Below are 18,909 nucleotides of genomic sequence, written 5' to 3' on the forward strand. Positions count from 1 at the left end.
TTGACCATTTCGCAATCTACTATACAAACGGAACCATAGTCACGGGAGGATGACATGGCAAGCTCTGCAACCACGGAAACCGCGACCGCCGCGGCGATCGCCTATGACGGCGGCCTCACCTGTTCGATCGGTGTCTCCAGTCTCGACAAGGCGATACCCTGGTACACCGACATCCTGGGCATGCGGCTGCTCTACCGCCGCGACGACCTGGCCTGGTGCGAACTCGAAAGCGACGTGGCGCGCGTCAATGTCGGCTTGTCACAGGTCGAGAATGCCGGGGGCCCGGGCGGCGCCACGCTGACCTTCGGCGTCACCGATATCGACGCCGCCAAGGCTGCGCTCGATGCCGCAGGCGTGCGACAGGACGGGCCGATCCTCGACATCCCCGAAATGGTCCGCCTGCTCACCTTCTTCGACCCCGACGGCAACACGCTGATGTTCTATCAGGATCTTACCGCCCTGCCCGCCTGATTGGTACCACGCCCGCCGCGTGGAAGATCATTCAACACCGGGCGGCACGGACATCACCCTGTCTCGTGATAGCGAAAACGACGCGATCCAAATTCAATTATTGCAACTAATTCGCAAGTGCAAAGATTTCCTTGACAGGGTCGATTCCACGGTTGCCGCAGGGGACCAAAGCGCCTAATGCGCCTGCGTTCCCTGCGGCCCGGAGAGTCATTGGAGCCGCCCAACCTTGTTTAGGGAGGCTCATTTGGCCCGCAAGAAGATCGCCCTCATCGGCGCCGGCAACATCGGCGGCACGCTTGCTCACCTCGCCGCCCTCAAGGGGCTCGGCGACATCGTCCTGTTCGACGTGGTCGAGGGCGTTCCGCAGGGCAAGGCGCTCGATCTGTCGCAGTGCGGCCCGGTCGAAGGGTTCGACGCCAAGATCACCGGCTCGAACGACTATGCCGATATCGCGGGCGCGGACGTCATCATCGTCACCGCCGGCGTCGCCCGCAAGCCGGGCATGAGCCGCGACGACCTGCTCGGCATCAACCTCAAGGTCATGAAGGCCGTCGGCGAAGGCATCGCCGCCAACGCCCCCGACGCCTTCGTCATCTGCATCACCAACCCGCTCGACGCGATGGTGTGGGCGCTGCGCGAATTCTCGGGGCTCCCGCACAACAAGGTCGTCGGCATGGCCGGCGTGCTGGACTCGGCGCGCTTCAGCCACTTCCTGGCCGAAGAATTCAACGTGTCGGTCAAGGAAGTGAACAGCTTCGTGCTCGGCGGCCACGGCGACACGATGGTCCCGGTGGTCGAATATTCGACCGTCGCAGGCATCCCGATCCCCGACCTCATCAAGATGGGCCGCTCGACCAAGGAGCGCATCGACGCCATCGTCGCGCGCACCCGTTCGGGCGGCGGCGAGATCGTCGGCCTGCTCAAGACCGGCTCGGCCTTCTACGCTCCCGCGACCAGCGGCATCGCGATGGCCGAAGCGTATCTTTACGACCAGAAGCGCCTGCTGCCCTGCGCCGCGCACCTGACCGGCCAGTACGGCGTCGATGACCTCTATGTCGGCGTGCCCGTGATCATCGGCGCCGGTGGCGTCGAGCAGGTCGTGGAGATCGAGCTGAATGAGGAGGCCAAGGCCAACCTCCAGGTCTCGGTCGACGCGGTCAAGGAACTGCTGGTCGCCTGCAAGGGCATCGACAGCTCGCTCGGCTGATGCCGGCATTCGCCGCCTTTGGACTGATCGCAGCGACGGTCGGAGCGGCGCAGGCTGGCCCTGCGCCCTCGCCGTTGTTTGCTGCATTCAAGGCGGCGTGTTTCGACGTGCGCAAATTTGACGGTGTCGGTGCCGCGGCGACCGCCGCGGGCTGGGTCGAGATCGCCGAGGCGCAGGCCGATCCGCGCGTTACCGCGATCGTCGCCAAGGGCCGCGAGGCGATGCGCAAGGAAGCGCCGGAGGCGAAAGTCTCGGGCCAGATGTTTCGTCAGCGCTTCGACGGCCGCGACGTGTGGCTGGTGACCAGCCGGATCGAGACCGGCCCCAGGTCAGGCAAGGACGGCGGCTGGGCCACGGGCTGCCGCGCCTATGACCTTGACGCCACCGCCGCGCCGCCGCGCGAGACGATCGACGGATGGGTCGGCGCCACGCCCAACACCGTTCAGGCCAATGGCACCGCCAGCAAGCGGCGCTGGGAGCCGTGGCAGCCGGGCGTCAGCCTCGAAATTACGTACGTGCCGCGCGGCCATCCGCTCGGCGCTTCCTATGGTATCCAAGGGCTGATTTTCGTCAGCCAATCAATCGGAGGGTTCTGAATGTCGATTCTGATCGACCGTAACACCAAGGTCATCACCCAGGGGATGACCGGCGACACCGGCACCTTCCATACCCAGCAGGCGCTGGCGTACGGCACGCAGATGGTCGGCGGCGTGACCCCGGGCAAGGGCGGCACCGAGCATATCGGCCTGCCCGTGTTCGACACTGTCGCCGAAGCCAAGAGCAAGACCGGCGCCGACGCCTCGGTCATCTACGTCCCGCCGCCCTTCGCCGCGGACTCGATTCTCGAGGCGATCGACGCGGAGATCCCGCTCGTGGTCTGCATCACCGAAGGCATTCCGGTGCTCGACATGGTCAAGGTCAAGCGCGCGCTCAGCGGCTCGAAGACCCGCCTGATCGGCCCGAACTGCCCCGGCGTCCTCACCCCCAACCAGTGCAAGATCGGCATCATGCCGGGCAGCATCTTCTCCGAAGGGTCGGTAGGCGTTGTTTCGCGCTCGGGCACGCTTACCTATGAAGCCGTGTTCCAGACCACCAATGCAGGCCTTGGCCAGACGACCGCGGTCGGCATCGGCGGCGATCCCGTCAACGGCACCAACTTCATCGACGTGCTCGAGCTGTTCCTGGCGGACGAAGCGACCAAGTCGATCATCATGATCGGCGAGATCGGCGGCGACGCCGAGGAGCAGGCCGCCCAGTTCCTGATCGACGAGGCCAAGCGCGGCCGCAAGAAGCCGATGGCCGGCTTCATCGCGGGCCGCACCGCGCCTCCGGGCCGCCGCATGGGCCATGCCGGCGCGATCGTGTCGGGCGGCAAGGGCGACGCCGAGAGCAAGATCGCGGCGATGGAAGCCGCGGGCATCCGCGTTTCGGCCAGCCCGTCCGAGCTCGGCTCGACGCTGGTGGAAGTGCTGAAGGGCTGACGAACACGCCGGCGCCCCGGTTCGCGCCGGGGCATCGTGCGGTTGAAGATCCCGGCACCGGCCGGGTGACGAAGGAACGAGGAAGATGGTGGGCGCTGAAAGCCTGGATTTCGCAGACATCGCCGGTGGCGTGAGCCCGGCGTTCGTCGAGACGCTCTACGCCAAGTGGAAGGCGGACCCCGCGTCCGTCGAAGCCGGATGGCGCGAGTGGTTCGACGGGCTGGAAGGCACCGTCAACGGCCCGAGCTGGGAACGTCCCAACTGGCCGCTCAGCGACACCGACGCCCTCACCGCGGCGCTCGATCCGACCCAGATGGAGCCGGCGCCCAAGCCCGCGCGCGGCGGCGCTTCCCCCGCCCCGGCAGCGGCGCCCGCAGCCTCGTCGGCCGACATCGCGCGCGCCGCGAACGATTCGATCCGCGCCATGCTGCTCATCCGCACCTATCGCGTGCGCGGGCATCTTGCCGCCAATCTCGACCCGCTGGGCCTGTCGCACCAGAACCTGCCCGCCGACCTGACGCCCGAATATCACGGCTTCACTGCCGCTGATCTCGATCGTCCGATCTATCTCGGCGGCACGATGGGGCTGGAGAAGGCGACGATCCGCGAGCTGGTCGAGATCCTGCGCCGCAATTATTGCGGCAATGTCGGCCTCGAATACATGCACATCGCCGATGTCGAGGAACGCCGCTTCCTGCAGGAGCGCATGGAGGGCAAGGACAAGGCGATCGAGTTCACGCCCGAAGGCAAGAAGGCGATCCTGTCCAAGGTCATCGAAGCCGAGCAGTGGGAGAAGTTCCTGGGCCGCAAATATGTCGGCACCAAGCGCTTCGGGCTCGACGGCGGCGAATCGATGATCCCGGCGATGGAAGCCATCATCAAATATGGCGGCGCGCAGGGCGTGCGCGAGATCGTCTATGGCATGGCGCATCGCGGCCGACTCAACATGCTCGGCACGGTGATGGCCAAGCCCTATCGCGTCATCTTCCACGAATTCGCCGGCGGCTCGGCCAACCCCGACGACATCGGCGGCTCGGGCGACGTCAAATATCACCTCGGCACCAGCACCGACCGCGAGTTCGACGGGGTCAGCGTTCACATGTCGCTGGTCGCCAATCCCTCGCACCTCGAGGCGGTGGACCCGGTGGTGCTCGGCAAGGTCCGTGCGCAGCAGACCAACCGCAACGACCTTGAGGATCACGAGCAGGTCCTGCCCGTGCTGATCCATGGCGACGCGGCCTTCGCAGGCCAGGGCATCGTGTGGGAGTGCCTCGGCTTCTCGGGCATCCGCGGCTACAACACCGGCGGCTGCATCCACTTCATCATCAACAACCAGATCGGCTTCACGACCAGCCCGCAATTCGCGCGCTCGTCGCCCTATCCGTCCGACGTCGCCAAGGGCGTCCAGGCGCCGATCTTCCACGTCAACGGCGACGATCCCGAAGCCGTGACCTTCGCGTGCAAGATGGCGATCGAGTTCCGCCAGACCTTCAAGCGCGACATCGTCATCGACATGTGGTGCTACCGCCGCTTCGGCCATAACGAAGGCGACGAGCCCTCGTTCACCCAGCCGCTGATGTACGCCAAGATCAAGGGTCACCCCGGCGTCAGCGACATCTATGCCAAGCGGCTTGAGGGCGAAGGCGTCATCGACGGCGAGTTCGCCAAGGCCCAGGCGGCCGCATTCACTGCCCATCTCGAGGACGAGTTCACCGCGGGCGCGAGCTATAAGGCGAACAAGGCCGACTGGTTCGGTGGCCGCTGGCAGGGCCTCGGCGCGCCGATGGACGCCGAAACCGCGCGCCGCAACGTCGAGACCGGCATCGACAAGAAGCTGTTCGATAGCCTCGGCCGCACGCTGACGACGATCCCGGACGGCCTGACCCCGCACAAGACGCTCAACCGCGTGCTCGACGCCAAGGCCGCGATGTTCAAGTCGGGTGAGAATTTCGACTGGGCAACCGGCGAGGCGCTGGCCTTCGGCTCGCTGCTGTCGGAAGGCTATGGCGTGCGCCTGTCGGGCCAGGATTCGGGCCGCGGTACGTTCAGCCAGCGTCATGCCGTCTGGGTCGACCAGACCGATGAGCACAAATATGTGCCGCTGAACGAGATTCCGCACGGCCGGTTCGAGGTGCTCGACAGCCCCTTGAGCGAATATGGCGTGCTCGGTTTCGAGTACGGCTATGCGCTCGCCGATCCCAAGACGCTGGTGCTGTGGGAGGCGCAGTTCGGCGACTTCGTCAACGGCGCGCAGATCATGATCGACCAGTTCATTGCCGCGGGCGAGGCCAAGTGGCTGCGCGCCAACGGCCTCGTGATGCTGCTGCCGCACGGCTATGAGGGTCAGGGCCCCGAGCACAGCTCGGCGCGTCCGGAGCGTTTCCTCCAGCTGTGCGCGGGCGACAACATGCAGGTCGCGAACGTGACTACGCCCGCCAACTACTTCCACCTGCTACGCCGGCAGATGCACCGCAACTTCCGCAAGCCGCTCATCGTCATGACGCCGAAGTCGCTGCTCCGGCACAAGCTGGCGGTCAGCAAGACCGAGGATTTCCTGGGCGATACGCATTTCAAGCGCATCCTCTCGGACCCGTCGGCGCCGGCGGACAAGGATGTGAAGCGCGTGGTGCTTTGCTCCGGCAAGGTCGCCTATGACCTGATCGAGGCACGCGACGCGGCGGGCGACACGACCACCGCGATCATTCGTATCGAGCAGCTCTATCCCTTCCCCGGTGAACCGCTGGTCGCACGCCTCGCGCGCATGACCAATGTCGAGGAAGTGGTGTGGGCGCAGGAGGAGCCGAAGAACAACGGCTACTGGTTCTTCGTCGAACCCTATATCGAGGCGTGCATGGTCGAATCGGGCATCAAGCCGCAGCGCCCGCGCTATGCGGGCCGCGCCGCGGCGGCATCGCCCGCCACCGGCCTGATGAAGCGCCACCAGGCCGAGCAGGGCGCGCTTGTCGCCGACGCGCTGGGCCATAATGTACGCGAGGAAATCCGCCGCGCGCGCAAGACCGAAGACAAGAAGACCGCCGGCAAGGCCGGCGCGTGATCGCCAGGAAGGACTGAACCATGGCCACCGAAATCCTCGTTCCCGTTCTGGGCGAATCCATCACCGAAGCGACCATTGGCGAATGGCTGAAGCAGCCGGGCGACGCCGTCGCGGCCGATGAGCCCGTCGCATCGCTCGAGACCGACAAGGTCTCGGTCGAGGTCGGCGCCCCCGTCGCCGGCGTCATGGGCGCGCACGCCGTCAAGGTCGGCGACACCGTCAATGTCGGCGCGCTGATCGGCACGATCGAAGCCGGCGCCGGTGCTCCCGCAGCGCCCGCCGCCGCCCCGCGGCTGCTGCCCCTGCCGCTCCCCCCGCCGCAGCTGCCGAGCCGGCCCAGGACGTCGAAGCCGCCGCGCTCTCGCCGTCGGTCCGCCGCGCGATCCTCGAGCATGGCGTCGATCCGTCGACCGTGCAGGGCACCGGCAAGGACGGCCGCATCACCAAGGAAGACGTGGTCGCTGCGGCCTCGGCCAAGCCCGCAGCGCCTGCCGCTGCTCCGGCTCCGGCAACCGCCGCTCCGGTCGCGGCGCCCGCAACGGGCGGCGCCCGCAACGAAGAGCGCGTGCGCATGACGCGCCTGCGCCAGACCGTCGCCCGCCGCCTCAAGGAAGCGCAGAATACGGCTGCACTGCTCACCACCTTCAACGACGTCGACATGACGGCGGTGATCGAAGCGCGCACCAAGTACAAGGACCTGTTCGAGAAGAAGCACGGCGTCCGCCTCGGCTTCATGGGCTTCTTCGTGAAGGCCGCGACCATGGCCCTCAAGGACATCCCGGCCGTAAACGCCCAGATCGACGGCGACGAGATCGTCTATCACGACTATGCCGACATCTCGGTCGCGGTCTCCGCGCCGCAGGGCCTGGTCGTGCCCGTCATCCGCGACGCCGACAAGATGTCGGTCGCTCAGGTCGAGCGCACGATTGGTGACTTCGGCAAGCGCGCCAAGGACGGCACGCTCAAGATGGAAGAGATGAAGGGCGGTACCTTCACCATCTCCAACGGCGGCGTGTTCGGCTCGCTGATGTCGACCCCGATCATCAACCCGCCGCAGTCAGCGGTGCTGGGCCTCCACCGCATCGAGGACCGCCCGGTGGTCCGCGACGGCCAGATCGTCATCCGCCCGATGATGTACCTCGCGCTCAGCTACGACCATCGCCTGATCGACGGTCGTGAAGCGGTGACCTTCCTCGTCGCGCTCAAGAACGCGATCGAGGATCCGACCCGCCTGCTGATCGACCTGTAAGAACCGACCTCTCGTCCCCACATGCGGGCGAACGGAGTAGAAAATGGCTGAATACGACTTCGACGTCCTCGTGATCGGTTCCGGACCCGGCGGCTATGTCGCCGCGATCCGTGCGGCGCAGCTGGGCCTCAAGACCGCCTGTGCCGAAGGGCGAGAGACGCTCGGCGGCACCTGCCTCAACGTCGGCTGCATCCCGTCCAAGGCACTGCTCCACGCGTCGGAGCTGTACGAGGAAGCCGCATCCGGCGCGCTCGCCAAGCTCGGCGTCAAGCTCGGCAAGGTCGAACTCGACCTCGACGCGATGCACGCCCAGCGCCTCGACGCGGTCAAGGGCCTGACCGGCGGCATCGAATTCCTGTTCAAGAAGAACAAGGTCGAATGGCTCAAGGGCTATGCGACGTTCACCGGCAAGGACAGCGTCAAGGTCGGCGACCGTGAAGTCCGCGCGAAGAACATCGTCATCGCCACCGGCTCGTCGGTCACGCCGCTCCCGGGCGTCGAGATCGACCAGAAAATCGTGGTCGACTCCACCGGCGCGCTCGAGCTGGCCAAGGTTCCCGAGCATCTCGTCGTCATCGGCGGCGGCGTGATCGGGCTTGAGCTCGGCAGCGTGTGGCGCCGCGTCGGCGCCAAGGTCACCGTGGTCGAATATCTCGACCAGATCCTGCCCGGCTTCGACGCCGATGTGCGCAAGGAAGCCGCGCGCCTGTTCAAGAAGCAGGGCATCGAGTTCAAGACCGGCACCAAGGTCACCGGCGTTGCGGTGAAGGGCGGCAAAGCCACCATCACCGTCGAGCCGGCCGCAGGCGGCGCCGCCGAAACGATCGAGGCGGACAACGTCCTCGTCGCGATCGGCCGCAAGCCGAACACCGATGGCCTCGGCCTCGACGCCGCCGGCCTGACCGTCAACCAGCGCGGCCAGATCGAGACCGATCACAGCTTCAAGACCTCGGTCCCGGGCATCTGGGCGATCGGCGACGTCATCCCCGGCCCGATGCTCGCGCACAAGGCCGAGGATGAGGGCATCGCGGTGGCCGAGAACATCGCCGGCCTCACCGGCATCGTGAACCACGACGTCATCCCGTCGGTGGTCTATACGATGCCCGAAATCGCCGGCGTCGGCCTCACGGAGGAGGCTGCCAAGGCCAAGGGCGAGGTCAAGGTCGGCAAGTTCCCGATGGCCGGCAACAGCCGCGCCAAGACCAACCACGAGCCCGACGGCTTCGTGAAGGTCATCGCCGACGCCAAGACCGATCGCGTGCTCGGCGTATGGATCATCACCAGCGTCGCCGGCACGATGATCGCCCAGGCCGCGCAGGCGATGGAGTTCGGCGCGACCAGCGAGGACATCGCCTATACCTGCCACGCCCATCCCACGCACAGCGAGGCGATCAAGGAAGCGGCGATGGCAGTGACCGGCAAGCCGATCCATATCTGACGCGCCGGCGACGCGACTAGCGCAGCTAGGCGCGTCCGGCCGACGGCGCCCAAGGGCGCCGATCGACGTCAACTATCCTACTTGTCTCTCCCGATCAGGTGTATCATAAAAATGATACACCTGATCGGAGAATTCGATGCTCAGATACGCCGCCAGCCTCGCGCTCGTCTTCGCCGCACCCGCTTTCGCGCAGGACGCCCCGAAGATCGATCCCGTCCGGATGGACGCGGTCGTCCGCGCCGATGCCGACAAGGGCGGCTTCATGGGCGTCGTCCTCGTCGCACGCGACGGCGAGATCCTGTTCGACAGGGGCTATGGCTCGGCCAACCTCGAATGGAAGATCGCCAATGACGGCGACACCAAGTTCCGCCTCGGCTCGGTGACCAAGCAGTTCACCGGCGCTGCGATCCTGCTGCTCCAGGAACGCGGCAAGGTGAAGCTCGACGCCCCGGTGAAGACCTATCTGCCCGATGCGCCGGCGGCGTGGGACAGGGTGACGGTCCGCAACCTCCTCACCCACAGCAGCGGCATCCCCAATTTCACCTCGTTCGACGACTATGCGAAGCTGAAGACACTCGCGGCAACCACCGACAGCCTGATCGCCCGCTTCCGCGACAAGCCGCTCGATTTCCAGCCGGGCGAGAAATACGCCTATTCCAACTCGGGCTATATCCTGCTCACCGCGATCATCGAAAAGGCGAGCGGCCAGTCCTATTCGGCCTTCCTCACGGACAACATCTTCAAGCCGCTCGGCATGGCCGACACCGGTTATGACAGCCACGCGGCGATTATCCCCCGCCGCGCCGCCGGCTACAGCCCTTCGGCCAAGGGGGTGGTCAACGCCGACTATCTCGACATGACCATTCCGCAGGGAGCCGGCGCGCTCTATTCGACCTCGCACGACCTGCTCAAATGGCAGCGCGGGCTGTTCGGCGGCAAGCTGCTCAAGCCGGAATCGCTCAAGGCGTATCTGACGCCGTTCAAGGACAATTATGCGCTGGGCGTCACCGTCGCCGCCGCCGATGGCAGCACGACCATCTCGCACGGCGGCGGGATCGAGGGGTTCAACACCTGGCTCGGCTACGATCCCGACCGCAAGCTCACCGTCGTCGTGCTCGCCAATCTCAACGGCGATGCGCCCGGCCGGTTGGGCAAGGCGATGCTCACCCTGGCGCGCGGCGGCAAGGTTACGCTGGCAAGCGAGCGTCAGGCGATCAGCCTCGCGCCGGAGACGCTTCAGGCCTATCCCGGCACCTACGAGATCGCTCCCACCTTCGCGATCGCGATCCGGGTGGAGGGCGGCAAGCTGATCGCACAGGCTACCGGACAGGGCCCGATCGAGCTGTTCGCGGAAAAGCCCGATCATTTCTTCGCCCGCGCGGTCGATGCGCAGTTGGTGTTCACGCGCGACGCTTCGGGCAAGGTCGATGGTGCCGTGCTGCATCAGAATGGACGCCAGATGCCCGCCAAGCGGCAATAGGCGATCGATGAAGTAGCGCCGGTTGGCGTCGCGGCTGTTGCCGTCGTGCCCACCGGCCCGGTGCTCCAGGTCGGGGCGCACGTTAACCATTGTCGTTAGTCGGTTCTCATCCATGTCGGCGCTATGTCGTGCGCTGCTGGCCGCTCCGCCGGCCGGTACGAACATGCGAATGAAAGCCTCGCCCTCTCCTGCCAACCCTTCGGCCGTGACGCGCCCGGGCGGGACAAGCACGATCATCGCGCTGATGCTGCTGATGATCGGTATCATGATCGCCAGCTTCGCCTACGTCTCGAGCCAGGAGGCCGCGTTGCGCAGCGGGCGTATCGAAAGCCGCCACATCAGCATTGCCCGTCAGGCGCTGATGGAAGCGGATGCAGCCGTGCTCAACGCGATGGTGGATGGCATCGCGCATGGCGAACGTTATCGCGCAGCGATCGCCCGGTTCGACACTCAGCCCGTCAACCATTTTCCGGCAAGGATCACGCTCGACGGAGGCCAGACCAGCGGCATTGCCGCGGTTACGGCGGTACGCCGTAGCTGGGCCGCGATCCTGACACGCATCGAAGCCGGCGATCTTGCGGGCGCGCGGACACTGCACGACACGCAGCATGTCCAGCAGCGGACGACTGCCGTCATCACCGCGATGATGCAGCAGATCGAGCAACTCGACGCGCGCAACGATCGCGCGCAGGGCAATATCGATTTCACGATCAAGGCGGTCATCATCCTTCAACTCGCGAGCGGCCTGTTCTGCATCGCGGTCTTCCTGTTCGCGGCGCGGCGCGGCGCAGTCGAAGCCGAAGCCCGCGCGCTTGCGGTCACCAACGCCACCCGTTCGCGCGAAGAGGTGATGCGTCTCTTCGAGATGACCGACATGCTGCAAAGCGCGCAGGATCAGAGCGACGCCAACATGGTGCTGCGCGCGACCGCGATGGAGCTGCTGCCCGACCTCAGCGGAACGCTCTATGTCTTCAGCAACTCGCGCGACCGGCTGGTACTATCGGCAAGCTGGAATCTCGGCGACGGCCCTGCCCCCGCCGACACGATCGGGCTCAACCAGTGCTGGGCGCTCAAGCGGGGCAAGCCGCATGTCAACCACCCGCACGGCGACAAGCTGCGCTGCGAGCATCACGCCGAGGGCGCTTTCGTGCTCGAAATCCCGATGGCGGCGCGCGGCGAGGTGCTCGGGCTGTTCTGCATCCAGACCACGCGCGCCGATGGCGACCTTCGCCTTCAGGAAATCGCCGGACTCGGCACCGCGCTCGCCGACGCGATGTCGCTTGCGCTCGCCAATCTCTCGCTCGGCGCAAAGCTGCGCAGCCAGGCGCTGCGCGATCCGCTGACCGGCCTCTACAACCGGCGCTATATGGAGGATGCGCTCCAGCGCGCAGTCCAGCTCGCGCAGCGCGAGAAGCACGACGTGTCGATCGTCATGATCGACCTCGACCATTTCAAGCGTCTGAACGATCAGCATGGCCATGCCAAGGGCGACACGGTGCTGCGCGATGCCGCGTCGGTGATCGTCCACCAGCTGCGCGAGAGCGACGTCGCCTGCCGCTATGGGGGCGAGGAGTTGCTGGTGGTGATGCCCAATTGCTCGCTCGAGGATGCTGCGCACAAGGCCGAGCGGCTGCGGATCGGCATCGCGGCGCTGTCGCAGCCCGGTATCGATGTCTCCGCCTCGTTCGGCATCGCCAGCATCCCCGCCACCTCGTCGTCGGTGCACGATCTGATGCAGGCGGCGGACGCGGCACTTTATGCCGCCAAGGAGCAGGGCCGCAATCGCGTGGTGACCGCACCGCCGCTCATCGACCCGACCCGCGATCAGCTTCTCGCCGCGGAATAGGGTGATCCGGCCACCCACCGCCCGGCTTCGGCCAGCGGCCGCAAAATCGGGGCTAACCGCGCGTAAACCGGGACCCCGGCCGAAACCCGGGCGTTCAGCGCGGATGTATCGCACCCGATCCGCCGCGTCCGCTATCGTCCTCGCCCTCCTCGTCGCCGGTTGCGGCGGAGGCGGGGGCGGAGGTGGCGGCAGCGGGACAGTCGTAGCACCCACGCCTTCGCCATCGACGGGCACGCCGTCGCCGAGCCCTTCGACACCGGCGCCCTCGCCTTCCTCTCCGCTGCCGACGACATGGGCCGGCGTCGCCGGCTATTATGACGTCCAGCCTGACATTGGCGGGTGCCGCGCGGGTACGCTCAAGCAAGCGGTGAAGACCGAATTCCTCGCCCGGCTGAACGAGATCCGTGCGCGGCACGGCCTGGCACCCGTCGTCTATTCGAGCGGCGAGGACGTGCAGCAGGCCGAATCCTCGCTGATGATGGCCGCCAATGTCGCGCTCAGCCATACGCCGCCATCAAGCTGGCGCTGCTACACCGCCGGCGGATCGGCCGCTGCAGGCGCGAGCAACCTGATCGGCGGCTGGGGCACCGGCCTCGGCTTCGACAGCGAGGACGGGCTGCTCGCCGGCTGGCTGCGCGAAGGCGGCACCGCTCAGCTCGGCCACCGGCGCTGGATCCTTCACCCGTTCCTTCGCCAGACGTCCTATGGCCGGGTTTCGGGGACGCTGCCCGACGGGCGGCGCGCCACCACCGCCTCGATGCGGGTCTTCAGCTTCGCCGGAGCCGGACCCGCCCCATCGACAGTCCCGCCCTTTGTCGGCTTCCCGCAGGGAGACTATCCGGCGCGCTACTTCGCGCTGTCCGACTATCTCTCCTTCTCGGTGGTGCCGAGCACGACCAACAACGGCGCCGACCGCTCGGTCGATTTCTCGGCAGCGACGGTCTCGGTGCGCGGCCCTTCGGGCGATCTGCCAGTCACCGACATCACCCGCGACAATGACGGCTACGGCATCGCCAACAACATCCAGTGGCGCGTGACTGGCCTCGCCGCGAACACCGGCTACACCGTGACGATCGCTGGCGTGCGCGGCGCGCCCCAGGCCAGCTATTCCTACGATTTCAGGATCCTGCCCTAGCGCCCGAACGGCCTAGATGAGCGCCGCTCGTCCTTCGGCGACCGTGCCCGGCAGAACCGCCGCGTCGGCCTCGGCCGGCGCCGCCGGGACCTCGCCGAGGCGCCAGGGCATCCGCACCCAATCCCCAAAGCCGCCCGGCTGCCGCGCCTCCGCGATTCCTACCACCGGCCATTCGTCGCGGCCGGGCATGTGGCACGTCCCGAACAGCCGGTCCCAGAGCGTGGTGAAGGCGCCGAAATTCTTGTCGAAATGCCGCTCCTCCATCGAATGATGGATGCGGTGGAAGCGGTTGTCTACGATCAGCGCGCGGAGCGGCCCGAGCGTGATCCGCGTCGGCGAATGGATCCACACGATGTGGCTCCACAGCACCAGATTGACGAACGGAGAGACCGGGCTGTGCGTCCCGATCAGCAACGACATCGGAATCTGCAGGATGATCAGCGACAACATCGCCTCGCTGGGGTGGTGATAGCTATTCACCGCGTTCAGCTCTTCGATCGAATGATGCACGGCGTGCCAGCGCCACAGCCAGCGATGCTGGATGCGATGGAACCAGTAAAAGAAGAAGTCGTGCACGACCGCCGCGATCAGCGCAGCGAGAATCCCGCCGATCACCGGCCCGCCGACGACTGCCAGCACGCTGGGGATCGTGAACAGCGGCCGCACGCCCAGTTTCTGCCAGGCCAGTGCGAGCATCACCATCGCCACGAAGGAAATCAGCAACGACACCGTCCAGAAACCGGTGCCCAGCAGCCGGGCCCGAAGCCGGTGATCCTCACGCGGATTGAGCACCTCGAAACAGGTGAGGATGCCGAACACCACGCCCCAGGCGATATAGTGGTGCTTCAGATCGTCGAGGAGGGCAGGGACGTCCATTGCTCCGCACTTAGGCAGGCAAAGACGAATCCCGGGTAAATGCCGGGCACGCCCGGGATTGATCCGCCGCCCGGGCAATGAGACAGGGAACGGATGACACCGCCCGCCCTTGCCCAGCTCGGCACCGTGCTGCCGCTGCTCGACCTGCTCGGCATCGCCCTGTTCGCCGCCACCGGCGCGCTGGCGGCCGCGCGCCACGGGCAGACGCTGGTCACCGCCGCCTTCTTCGCGCTCATCACCGGGGTCGGGGGCGGCACGATCCGCGACCTTCTGATCGGCGCGCCGGTCTGGTGGGTCCATCACCCTTTCGTTTCCGCGCTCTGCCTCGGCGTTGCGCTGCTGATCTGGGTGACGCCCCAGAGATGGTGGCATGGCGCAGCGCTCGACTGGCTCGATGCGCTCGGCCTCGCCGCTTATGCAGTATTCGGCGCCGCCAAGTCGGTCAGCTTCGGCATCCCGCCGGTTCCCGCCGCGCTGATGGGCGTGCTCACCGCCTGCTGCGGCGGCATCATCCGCGACGTGCTGGCGGGCGAGCCTTCGATCCTGATGCGTCCGGAGCTGTACGTCACCGCCGCGGCGCTCGCCTCGTGCCTCTATGTGCTGCTGATGCTCGCCGGGCTGCCGCTGCTGGTCGCTGCGGTGATCGCCGCCGTCGCCGGCTTCGCGCTCCGCGCCGCCGCCATTGCCTGGAAGATCAAGCTGCCGGCCTATCGCGGCAAGCGCTGACGGGTTGCAGGACCGGCCCTTCAGGGCTCCATCAGCCAGGCGATCGCTGCGTCGCGGTCGTCGAACAGGCCGAAATCGGGCCGCACCTGCTGCAGCCGCTTGACCTGCATCCGCCCGGTCGCGGTCTTCACCACGAACGCGACCTTGCGCGCCCAGATCGCGCGCACCGCCGGATTGTCGAACGTCTGCCGGAGCATGTCGATCGTCGCGGTCGGAAGGCTGGGAACCGCGCTCCCGTCATAGAGCGTGACATGCTGGCCCACCGCGTCCCCGAACGATCGGACCGCGGCACGCAGTTCCTCGCCAACCCAGGCCGCATCCTCTGGGCCCAGCATCTCGCGAATCTCGAGGATCACCAGCTTGCGCGGGCGATCCACCTCAAGTCTGTGCGTCAACGGAGCGGACATGACGGCCGCGCTCTAACGCAAAGCCGCCGCCAGGTCATTCTCGACGCGTCAATAATATGACGATTCTCTGCCTAGACGCGAACCACGCCGGTTTCGCTGAAGGGCTTGGGCTCGACCGGCGGGGTCACCGCATTGTTGAGCTCGCACTGCCAGATGCCGATATCGACCCAGCGGCCTTCCTTGAATCCGATCTCGCGCAGCTGTCCGGCGCGGCGGAAGCCGACCTGCTCGTGGTTGCGGATCGAACTGTCGTTGGGCAGCGAAATCACCGCGATCGCCTGGGTAAAGCCCTGCGCGCGCAACGTATCGATCAGCGCCTCATACAGCAGCCTACCGATCCCCTGCCCCTGCACGGCCCCCGCGACATAGACCGACGTCTCGACGACATAACGGTACGCCGCCCGCTCGCGGAAGCGCGTCGCATAGGCATAGCCCAGCACGCCCTTGCCCTCGCCGTTGGTCGCGACGATCCACGGCAGCAGCCCGTCCGACGCCTCCATCCGGCTGCGCATCTGACGCGCATCGGGGGGATCGAACTCGAAGCTCACCGTACCGGTCAGCACATAGGGCGCATAGATGGCGGCGATCGCCGCGGCGTCGCCCGGCTCGGCTGCGCGAAGCTGGATCACAGGCCGACCCTCGCAAGAATGAGGTCGATCAGCCTGGCGTCCGCCCGCATCGTCGTCGCGGCCGGACCGAACGCCCCGCACTCCAGGCAGCGTGCCTGCATCGACGATCCCATCGCCAGCCGCTTGGCGTCTCCCAGCGCCTGGCCGAACACCGCACGCCGCTCGGCCGCGATACGGGCATAGATGTCGCCGCCGCTCTCGGGCGTGGCTTCCTCTTCCTCGTCGCCGCCGCTCATCGCGAAACCGGCGACGAGCTGCTCGAACCAGCTCGGCTCCTTCTCCAGATAGAGCGCGTGCACCTTGGCCGGGTCCAGCTTGGCGCGCTTCGCCGCTTCGGCGACCGCGTCGCCCAGGTTGCCGAACCGGTCGACCAGCCCGAGCTGGCGCGCGGTGCCGCCGTCCCAGACGCGGCCCTGGCCGATCTCGTCCACCCGCTGCGGGGTCAGCTTGCGCGACTGTGCGACCAGTCCGATGAAGCGGCCATAGCCCTGCTCGATCGCCGACTGCAGCACGCCGTCGATCACCTCGTTGGTACCCGCATAGAGGTCCGGCTGGCCGGTCAGCGGGGTGGTCTTCACCCCGTCGCTGGTCACGCCGATCTTGGCGAGCGTGTTCTCGAAGGTCGGGATGATGCCGAAGATGCCGATCGATCCGGTGATCGTGTTCGGCTCGGCGAAGATCACGTCGCCCGGGGTCGAGACCCAGTAGCCGCCCGAGGCGGCCAGGCTGCCCATCGATACGACGACCGGCAGCTTCTGCGCCTTGGCCTGCAGGATCGCCTGGCGGATCCGCTCGGAGGCCAGCGCCGAACCGCCCGGCGAATCGACCCGCACCACCAGCGCCTTCAGCTTCTTCTCGGCCAATCCCTTGAGCAGCAGCGCCGAGACGGTGTCGCCGCCCGCGGTGCCCGGCCCGGCCTTGCCGTCGATGATCTCGCCCGCGACGGTGATAACGCCGATCGCGTCGCCATCCTTCTTCGCCGGATTGGCTTCCAGCCAGTTGGCGAGCTTGATCGCCTTGTAATTGCCTGCGGGCTTGTTCGCGTCCGAGCCCGCAATCTCGGCGACGCGCTTGCCGAACGCCAGCCGGTCGCCGAGCTTGTCGACCAGCCCCGCATTCAAATTGGCCTTGGCGATATCGCCGTTCGCGGCCGCGACGACCACGTCGGGCTGGGCGATCGTCTGCGCGATCTGCGCCTTGGGCCGCGCCTTCTTCACCGCTTCCTGCCACTGGCCGAAGATCGTGCCATAGAGCGCTTCGTTCGCCGCCTTCGCCTCGGGCGACTGGCCGGTCAGGATATAGGGTTCGACCGCCGACTTGAACTTGCCGACCTTGTAGACGTGCGTGGTGACGCCGAGCTTGTCGATCAGTCCCTTGTAATAGAGGCGCGAGCCGCCCGGACCGCTGAACAGCATGCCGCCCATCGGGTCGACCCAGATTTCGCTGGCATTTGCGGCGAGCAGATAGCTGCTGTCGGTATAGCCGGTGGCATAGGCAAGTACCGGTTTTCCGGCCGCGCGCACCCGCGCGATCGCCTGCCCCACCTCGGCCACCGCCGCCGGATAGCCGCCCATGAACCGGTCGAGATCGAGGACCACCGCCTTGACGCGGGCGTCGGTCTTCGCGGCGTCGAGCGCGCGGACCAGATCGCGCAAGCGATGCTCGCGGATCGTCTCGCCGCCACCCAGCGCCGCAAAGGGATCGGCTTCGGAAGGCTGTTCGACGATCATCCCGTCGATGTTGAGCACCAGCGCGCCGTCCTTGACCGCCGCCGGATTGGGCCGTGCCGAGAGTATCGCAAACAGGCCGATGAAGAACAGCAGCATGAAGAGCAGGACCAGTCCGTCCTTGATCCCGACCAGCAGCTTCCATGCGCCGCGTACCAGTTTCACGTTCTCAGCTCCTCAGGATGCCCCGCGTCCCTTGACGCACAGGTAAGGCTTTGGAGCAAGCGATAACGAGACTGTGTTAAGGACGCAATACAGGGACATTGCCCGGCGTCCTCGGAAGGGCCGGCGCACACCTGCCGTCATCCCGGCCTTGTACCGGGATCCACCGGGAGGCAGCGCATGGACCAAAGGCTCAAGCCCGCCGGCGAGGCGCCGTGGATCCCGGAACAAGGCCCGGATGACGAGGAAGAGGGGATGATGCAGCGAGTCTCCCGCCCTTGAAGCGACAGCTTCCACATCGCCGAAATCCGCCAATCCTGATCGAACGCTCGCCGCGAACACCCTGCCCTTCACCGGCCGCACTGCCAGTTCGCCGAGCACCCCGGCCCCTTGCAATCGATACTTTCACGCATCGACAATTCTACAGAATTCCATTCAAGACATAGGGTTCCACGACATTGAGATGATTTGTAGTTACTCAAATCTCTATTTCGATCATACTTACCGTTTACTGCCAGCCGAAAGGTTCCCCGGCTCGCCGGATTCTTTTGCGGACTCGCCGCCCCCGCGGTTGACGATGCCCGACCCCGCATCCATATGCCGGGCGCTGGCACTCGCTTCAGGGGAGTGCCAACAATTTCAACCACTGTTCAGGAGAGCTCCATGAACTTTCGTCCGCTGCACGACCGCGTGCTCGTTCGTCGCGTCGAGGCCGAGGCCAAGACCGCCGGCGGCATCATCATCCCCGACACCGCCCAGGAAAAGCCGCAGGAAGGCGAAGTCGTCGCCGCCGGTTCGGGCGCCAAGAACGAGAAGGGCGAAGTGACCCCGCTCGACGTCAAGGCCGGCGACCGCATCCTGTTCGGCAAGTGGTCGGGCACCGAGGTCAAGGTCAACGGCGAAGACCTGCTGATCATGAAGGAAAGCGATATCCTCGGGATCATCGCCTGACCTCATTCACCGCACCGCCTCGCACAGGCGCGGCAGTGTGACCTTTGAGACTTTCCAGATTTTGAAAGG

15 protein-coding genes and 1 pseudogene are annotated in these 18,909 nt (G+C 66.4%); 12 read left to right on the top strand and 4 right to left on the bottom strand.

Annotated elements, in window-relative coordinates:
* Nucleotides 1–54: 54 nt before the first annotated feature.
* The 10 genes and pseudogenes from BDW16_RS06585 to BDW16_RS06630 all read left to right on the top strand — a co-directional run bounded on the left by BDW16_RS06585 (nucleotide 55) and on the right by BDW16_RS06630 (nucleotide 13,362).
* Nucleotides 55–471: a VOC family protein gene (locus BDW16_RS06585; protein ID WP_066579629.1), complete on the top strand. Its 417-nt coding sequence runs from the start codon at nucleotides 55–57 to the stop codon at nucleotides 469–471.
* Nucleotides 472–715: 244 nt separating this feature from the next.
* Nucleotides 716–1,678, top strand: coding sequence for a malate dehydrogenase (mdh, locus tag BDW16_RS06590; protein WP_066579627.1), 963 nt, complete (start codon nucleotides 716–718; stop codon nucleotides 1,676–1,678).
* Nucleotides 1,678–2,274, top strand: coding sequence for a hypothetical protein (locus tag BDW16_RS06595; protein ID WP_066579625.1), 597 nt, complete (start codon nucleotides 1,678–1,680; stop codon nucleotides 2,272–2,274). Before mdh ends, BDW16_RS06595 begins: the two co-directional genes overlap by 1 nt.
* A complete protein-coding gene (sucD, locus tag BDW16_RS06600) occupies nucleotides 2,275–3,159 on the top strand; it encodes a succinate--CoA ligase subunit alpha (protein WP_066579624.1) in 885 nt (294 codons plus the stop codon).
* Between the two features lie 88 nt (nucleotides 3,160–3,247).
* Entirely contained in the window at nucleotides 3,248–6,214 is a 2,967-nt protein-coding gene (locus BDW16_RS06605; RefSeq protein ID WP_241230622.1) for a 2-oxoglutarate dehydrogenase E1 component, read from the top strand.
* Between the two features lie 20 nt (nucleotides 6,215–6,234).
* Nucleotides 6,235–7,463 (top strand): annotated as a pseudogene (gene odhB, locus BDW16_RS06610) (2-oxoglutarate dehydrogenase complex dihydrolipoyllysine-residue succinyltransferase).
* Between the two features lie 43 nt (nucleotides 7,464–7,506).
* The gene (lpdA, locus tag BDW16_RS06615; RefSeq protein ID WP_066579621.1) at nucleotides 7,507–8,901 is read left to right on the top strand and encodes a dihydrolipoyl dehydrogenase; all 1,395 of its coding nucleotides are present in this window, start codon (nucleotides 7,507–7,509) and stop codon (nucleotides 8,899–8,901) included.
* Between the two features lie 136 nt (nucleotides 8,902–9,037).
* Nucleotides 9,038–10,381 carry a serine hydrolase gene (locus BDW16_RS06620; RefSeq protein WP_066579615.1) on the top strand — a complete coding sequence of 448 codons (1,344 nt, stop codon included), beginning with the start codon at nucleotides 9,038–9,040 and terminating at the stop codon, nucleotides 10,379–10,381.
* Between the two features lie 205 nt (nucleotides 10,382–10,586).
* The gene (locus BDW16_RS06625; protein ID WP_066579614.1) at nucleotides 10,587–12,227 is read left to right on the top strand and encodes a GGDEF domain-containing protein; all 1,641 of its coding nucleotides are present in this window, start codon (nucleotides 10,587–10,589) and stop codon (nucleotides 12,225–12,227) included.
* 367 nt (nucleotides 12,228–12,594) lie between these two features.
* Nucleotides 12,595–13,362, top strand: a complete 768-nt coding sequence (locus BDW16_RS06630) for a CAP domain-containing protein (protein WP_066579613.1) — start codon at nucleotides 12,595–12,597, stop codon at nucleotides 13,360–13,362.
* A gap of 12 nt (nucleotides 13,363–13,374) precedes the next feature.
* On the opposite strand, the gene BDW16_RS06635 is transcribed toward BDW16_RS06630, so the two are convergent.
* A complete protein-coding gene (locus BDW16_RS06635) occupies nucleotides 13,375–14,238 on the bottom strand; it encodes a sterol desaturase family protein (RefSeq protein WP_066579610.1) in 864 nt (287 codons plus the stop codon).
* 93 nt (nucleotides 14,239–14,331) lie between these two features.
* Here BDW16_RS06635 and BDW16_RS06640 point away from each other — a divergent pair, with 93 nt between their 5' ends.
* Nucleotides 14,332–14,964 (top strand): trimeric intracellular cation channel family protein, encoded by a 633-nt coding sequence (locus tag BDW16_RS06640; protein ID WP_066579609.1) that lies wholly within the window; start codon nucleotides 14,332–14,334, stop codon nucleotides 14,962–14,964.
* 20 nt (nucleotides 14,965–14,984) lie between these two features.
* On the opposite strand, the gene BDW16_RS06645 is transcribed toward BDW16_RS06640, so the two are convergent.
* The 3 genes from BDW16_RS06645 to sppA all read right to left on the bottom strand — a co-directional run bounded on the left by BDW16_RS06645 (nucleotide 14,985) and on the right by sppA (nucleotide 17,892).
* Nucleotides 14,985–15,371 (bottom strand): hypothetical protein, encoded by a 387-nt coding sequence (locus BDW16_RS06645; protein ID WP_125458874.1) that lies wholly within the window; start codon nucleotides 15,369–15,371, stop codon nucleotides 14,985–14,987.
* 71 nt (nucleotides 15,372–15,442) lie between these two features.
* On the bottom strand, nucleotides 15,443–16,000 hold the full coding sequence (locus BDW16_RS21455; RefSeq protein ID WP_066579600.1) for a GNAT family N-acetyltransferase: 558 nt from the start codon (nucleotides 15,998–16,000) through the stop codon (nucleotides 15,443–15,445).
* Entirely contained in the window at nucleotides 15,997–17,892 is a 1,896-nt protein-coding gene (gene sppA / locus BDW16_RS06650; protein ID WP_066579598.1) for a signal peptide peptidase SppA, read from the bottom strand. The genes BDW16_RS21455 and sppA overlap by 4 nt, the downstream gene beginning before the upstream one ends.
* Nucleotides 17,893–18,552: 660 nt before the next feature.
* Between sppA and groES the strand changes: the two genes are divergently transcribed.
* Nucleotides 18,553–18,840: a co-chaperone GroES gene (gene groES, locus BDW16_RS06655; RefSeq protein WP_066579595.1), complete on the top strand. Its 288-nt coding sequence runs from the start codon at nucleotides 18,553–18,555 to the stop codon at nucleotides 18,838–18,840.
* Nucleotides 18,841–18,909 lie beyond the last annotated feature (69 nt).

Origin of the sequence: Sphingomonas koreensis (assembly GCF_002797435.1) — a bacterium.
In the GTDB taxonomy this organism is placed as follows: Bacteria; Pseudomonadota; Alphaproteobacteria; order Sphingomonadales; family Sphingomonadaceae; genus Sphingomonas; species Sphingomonas koreensis.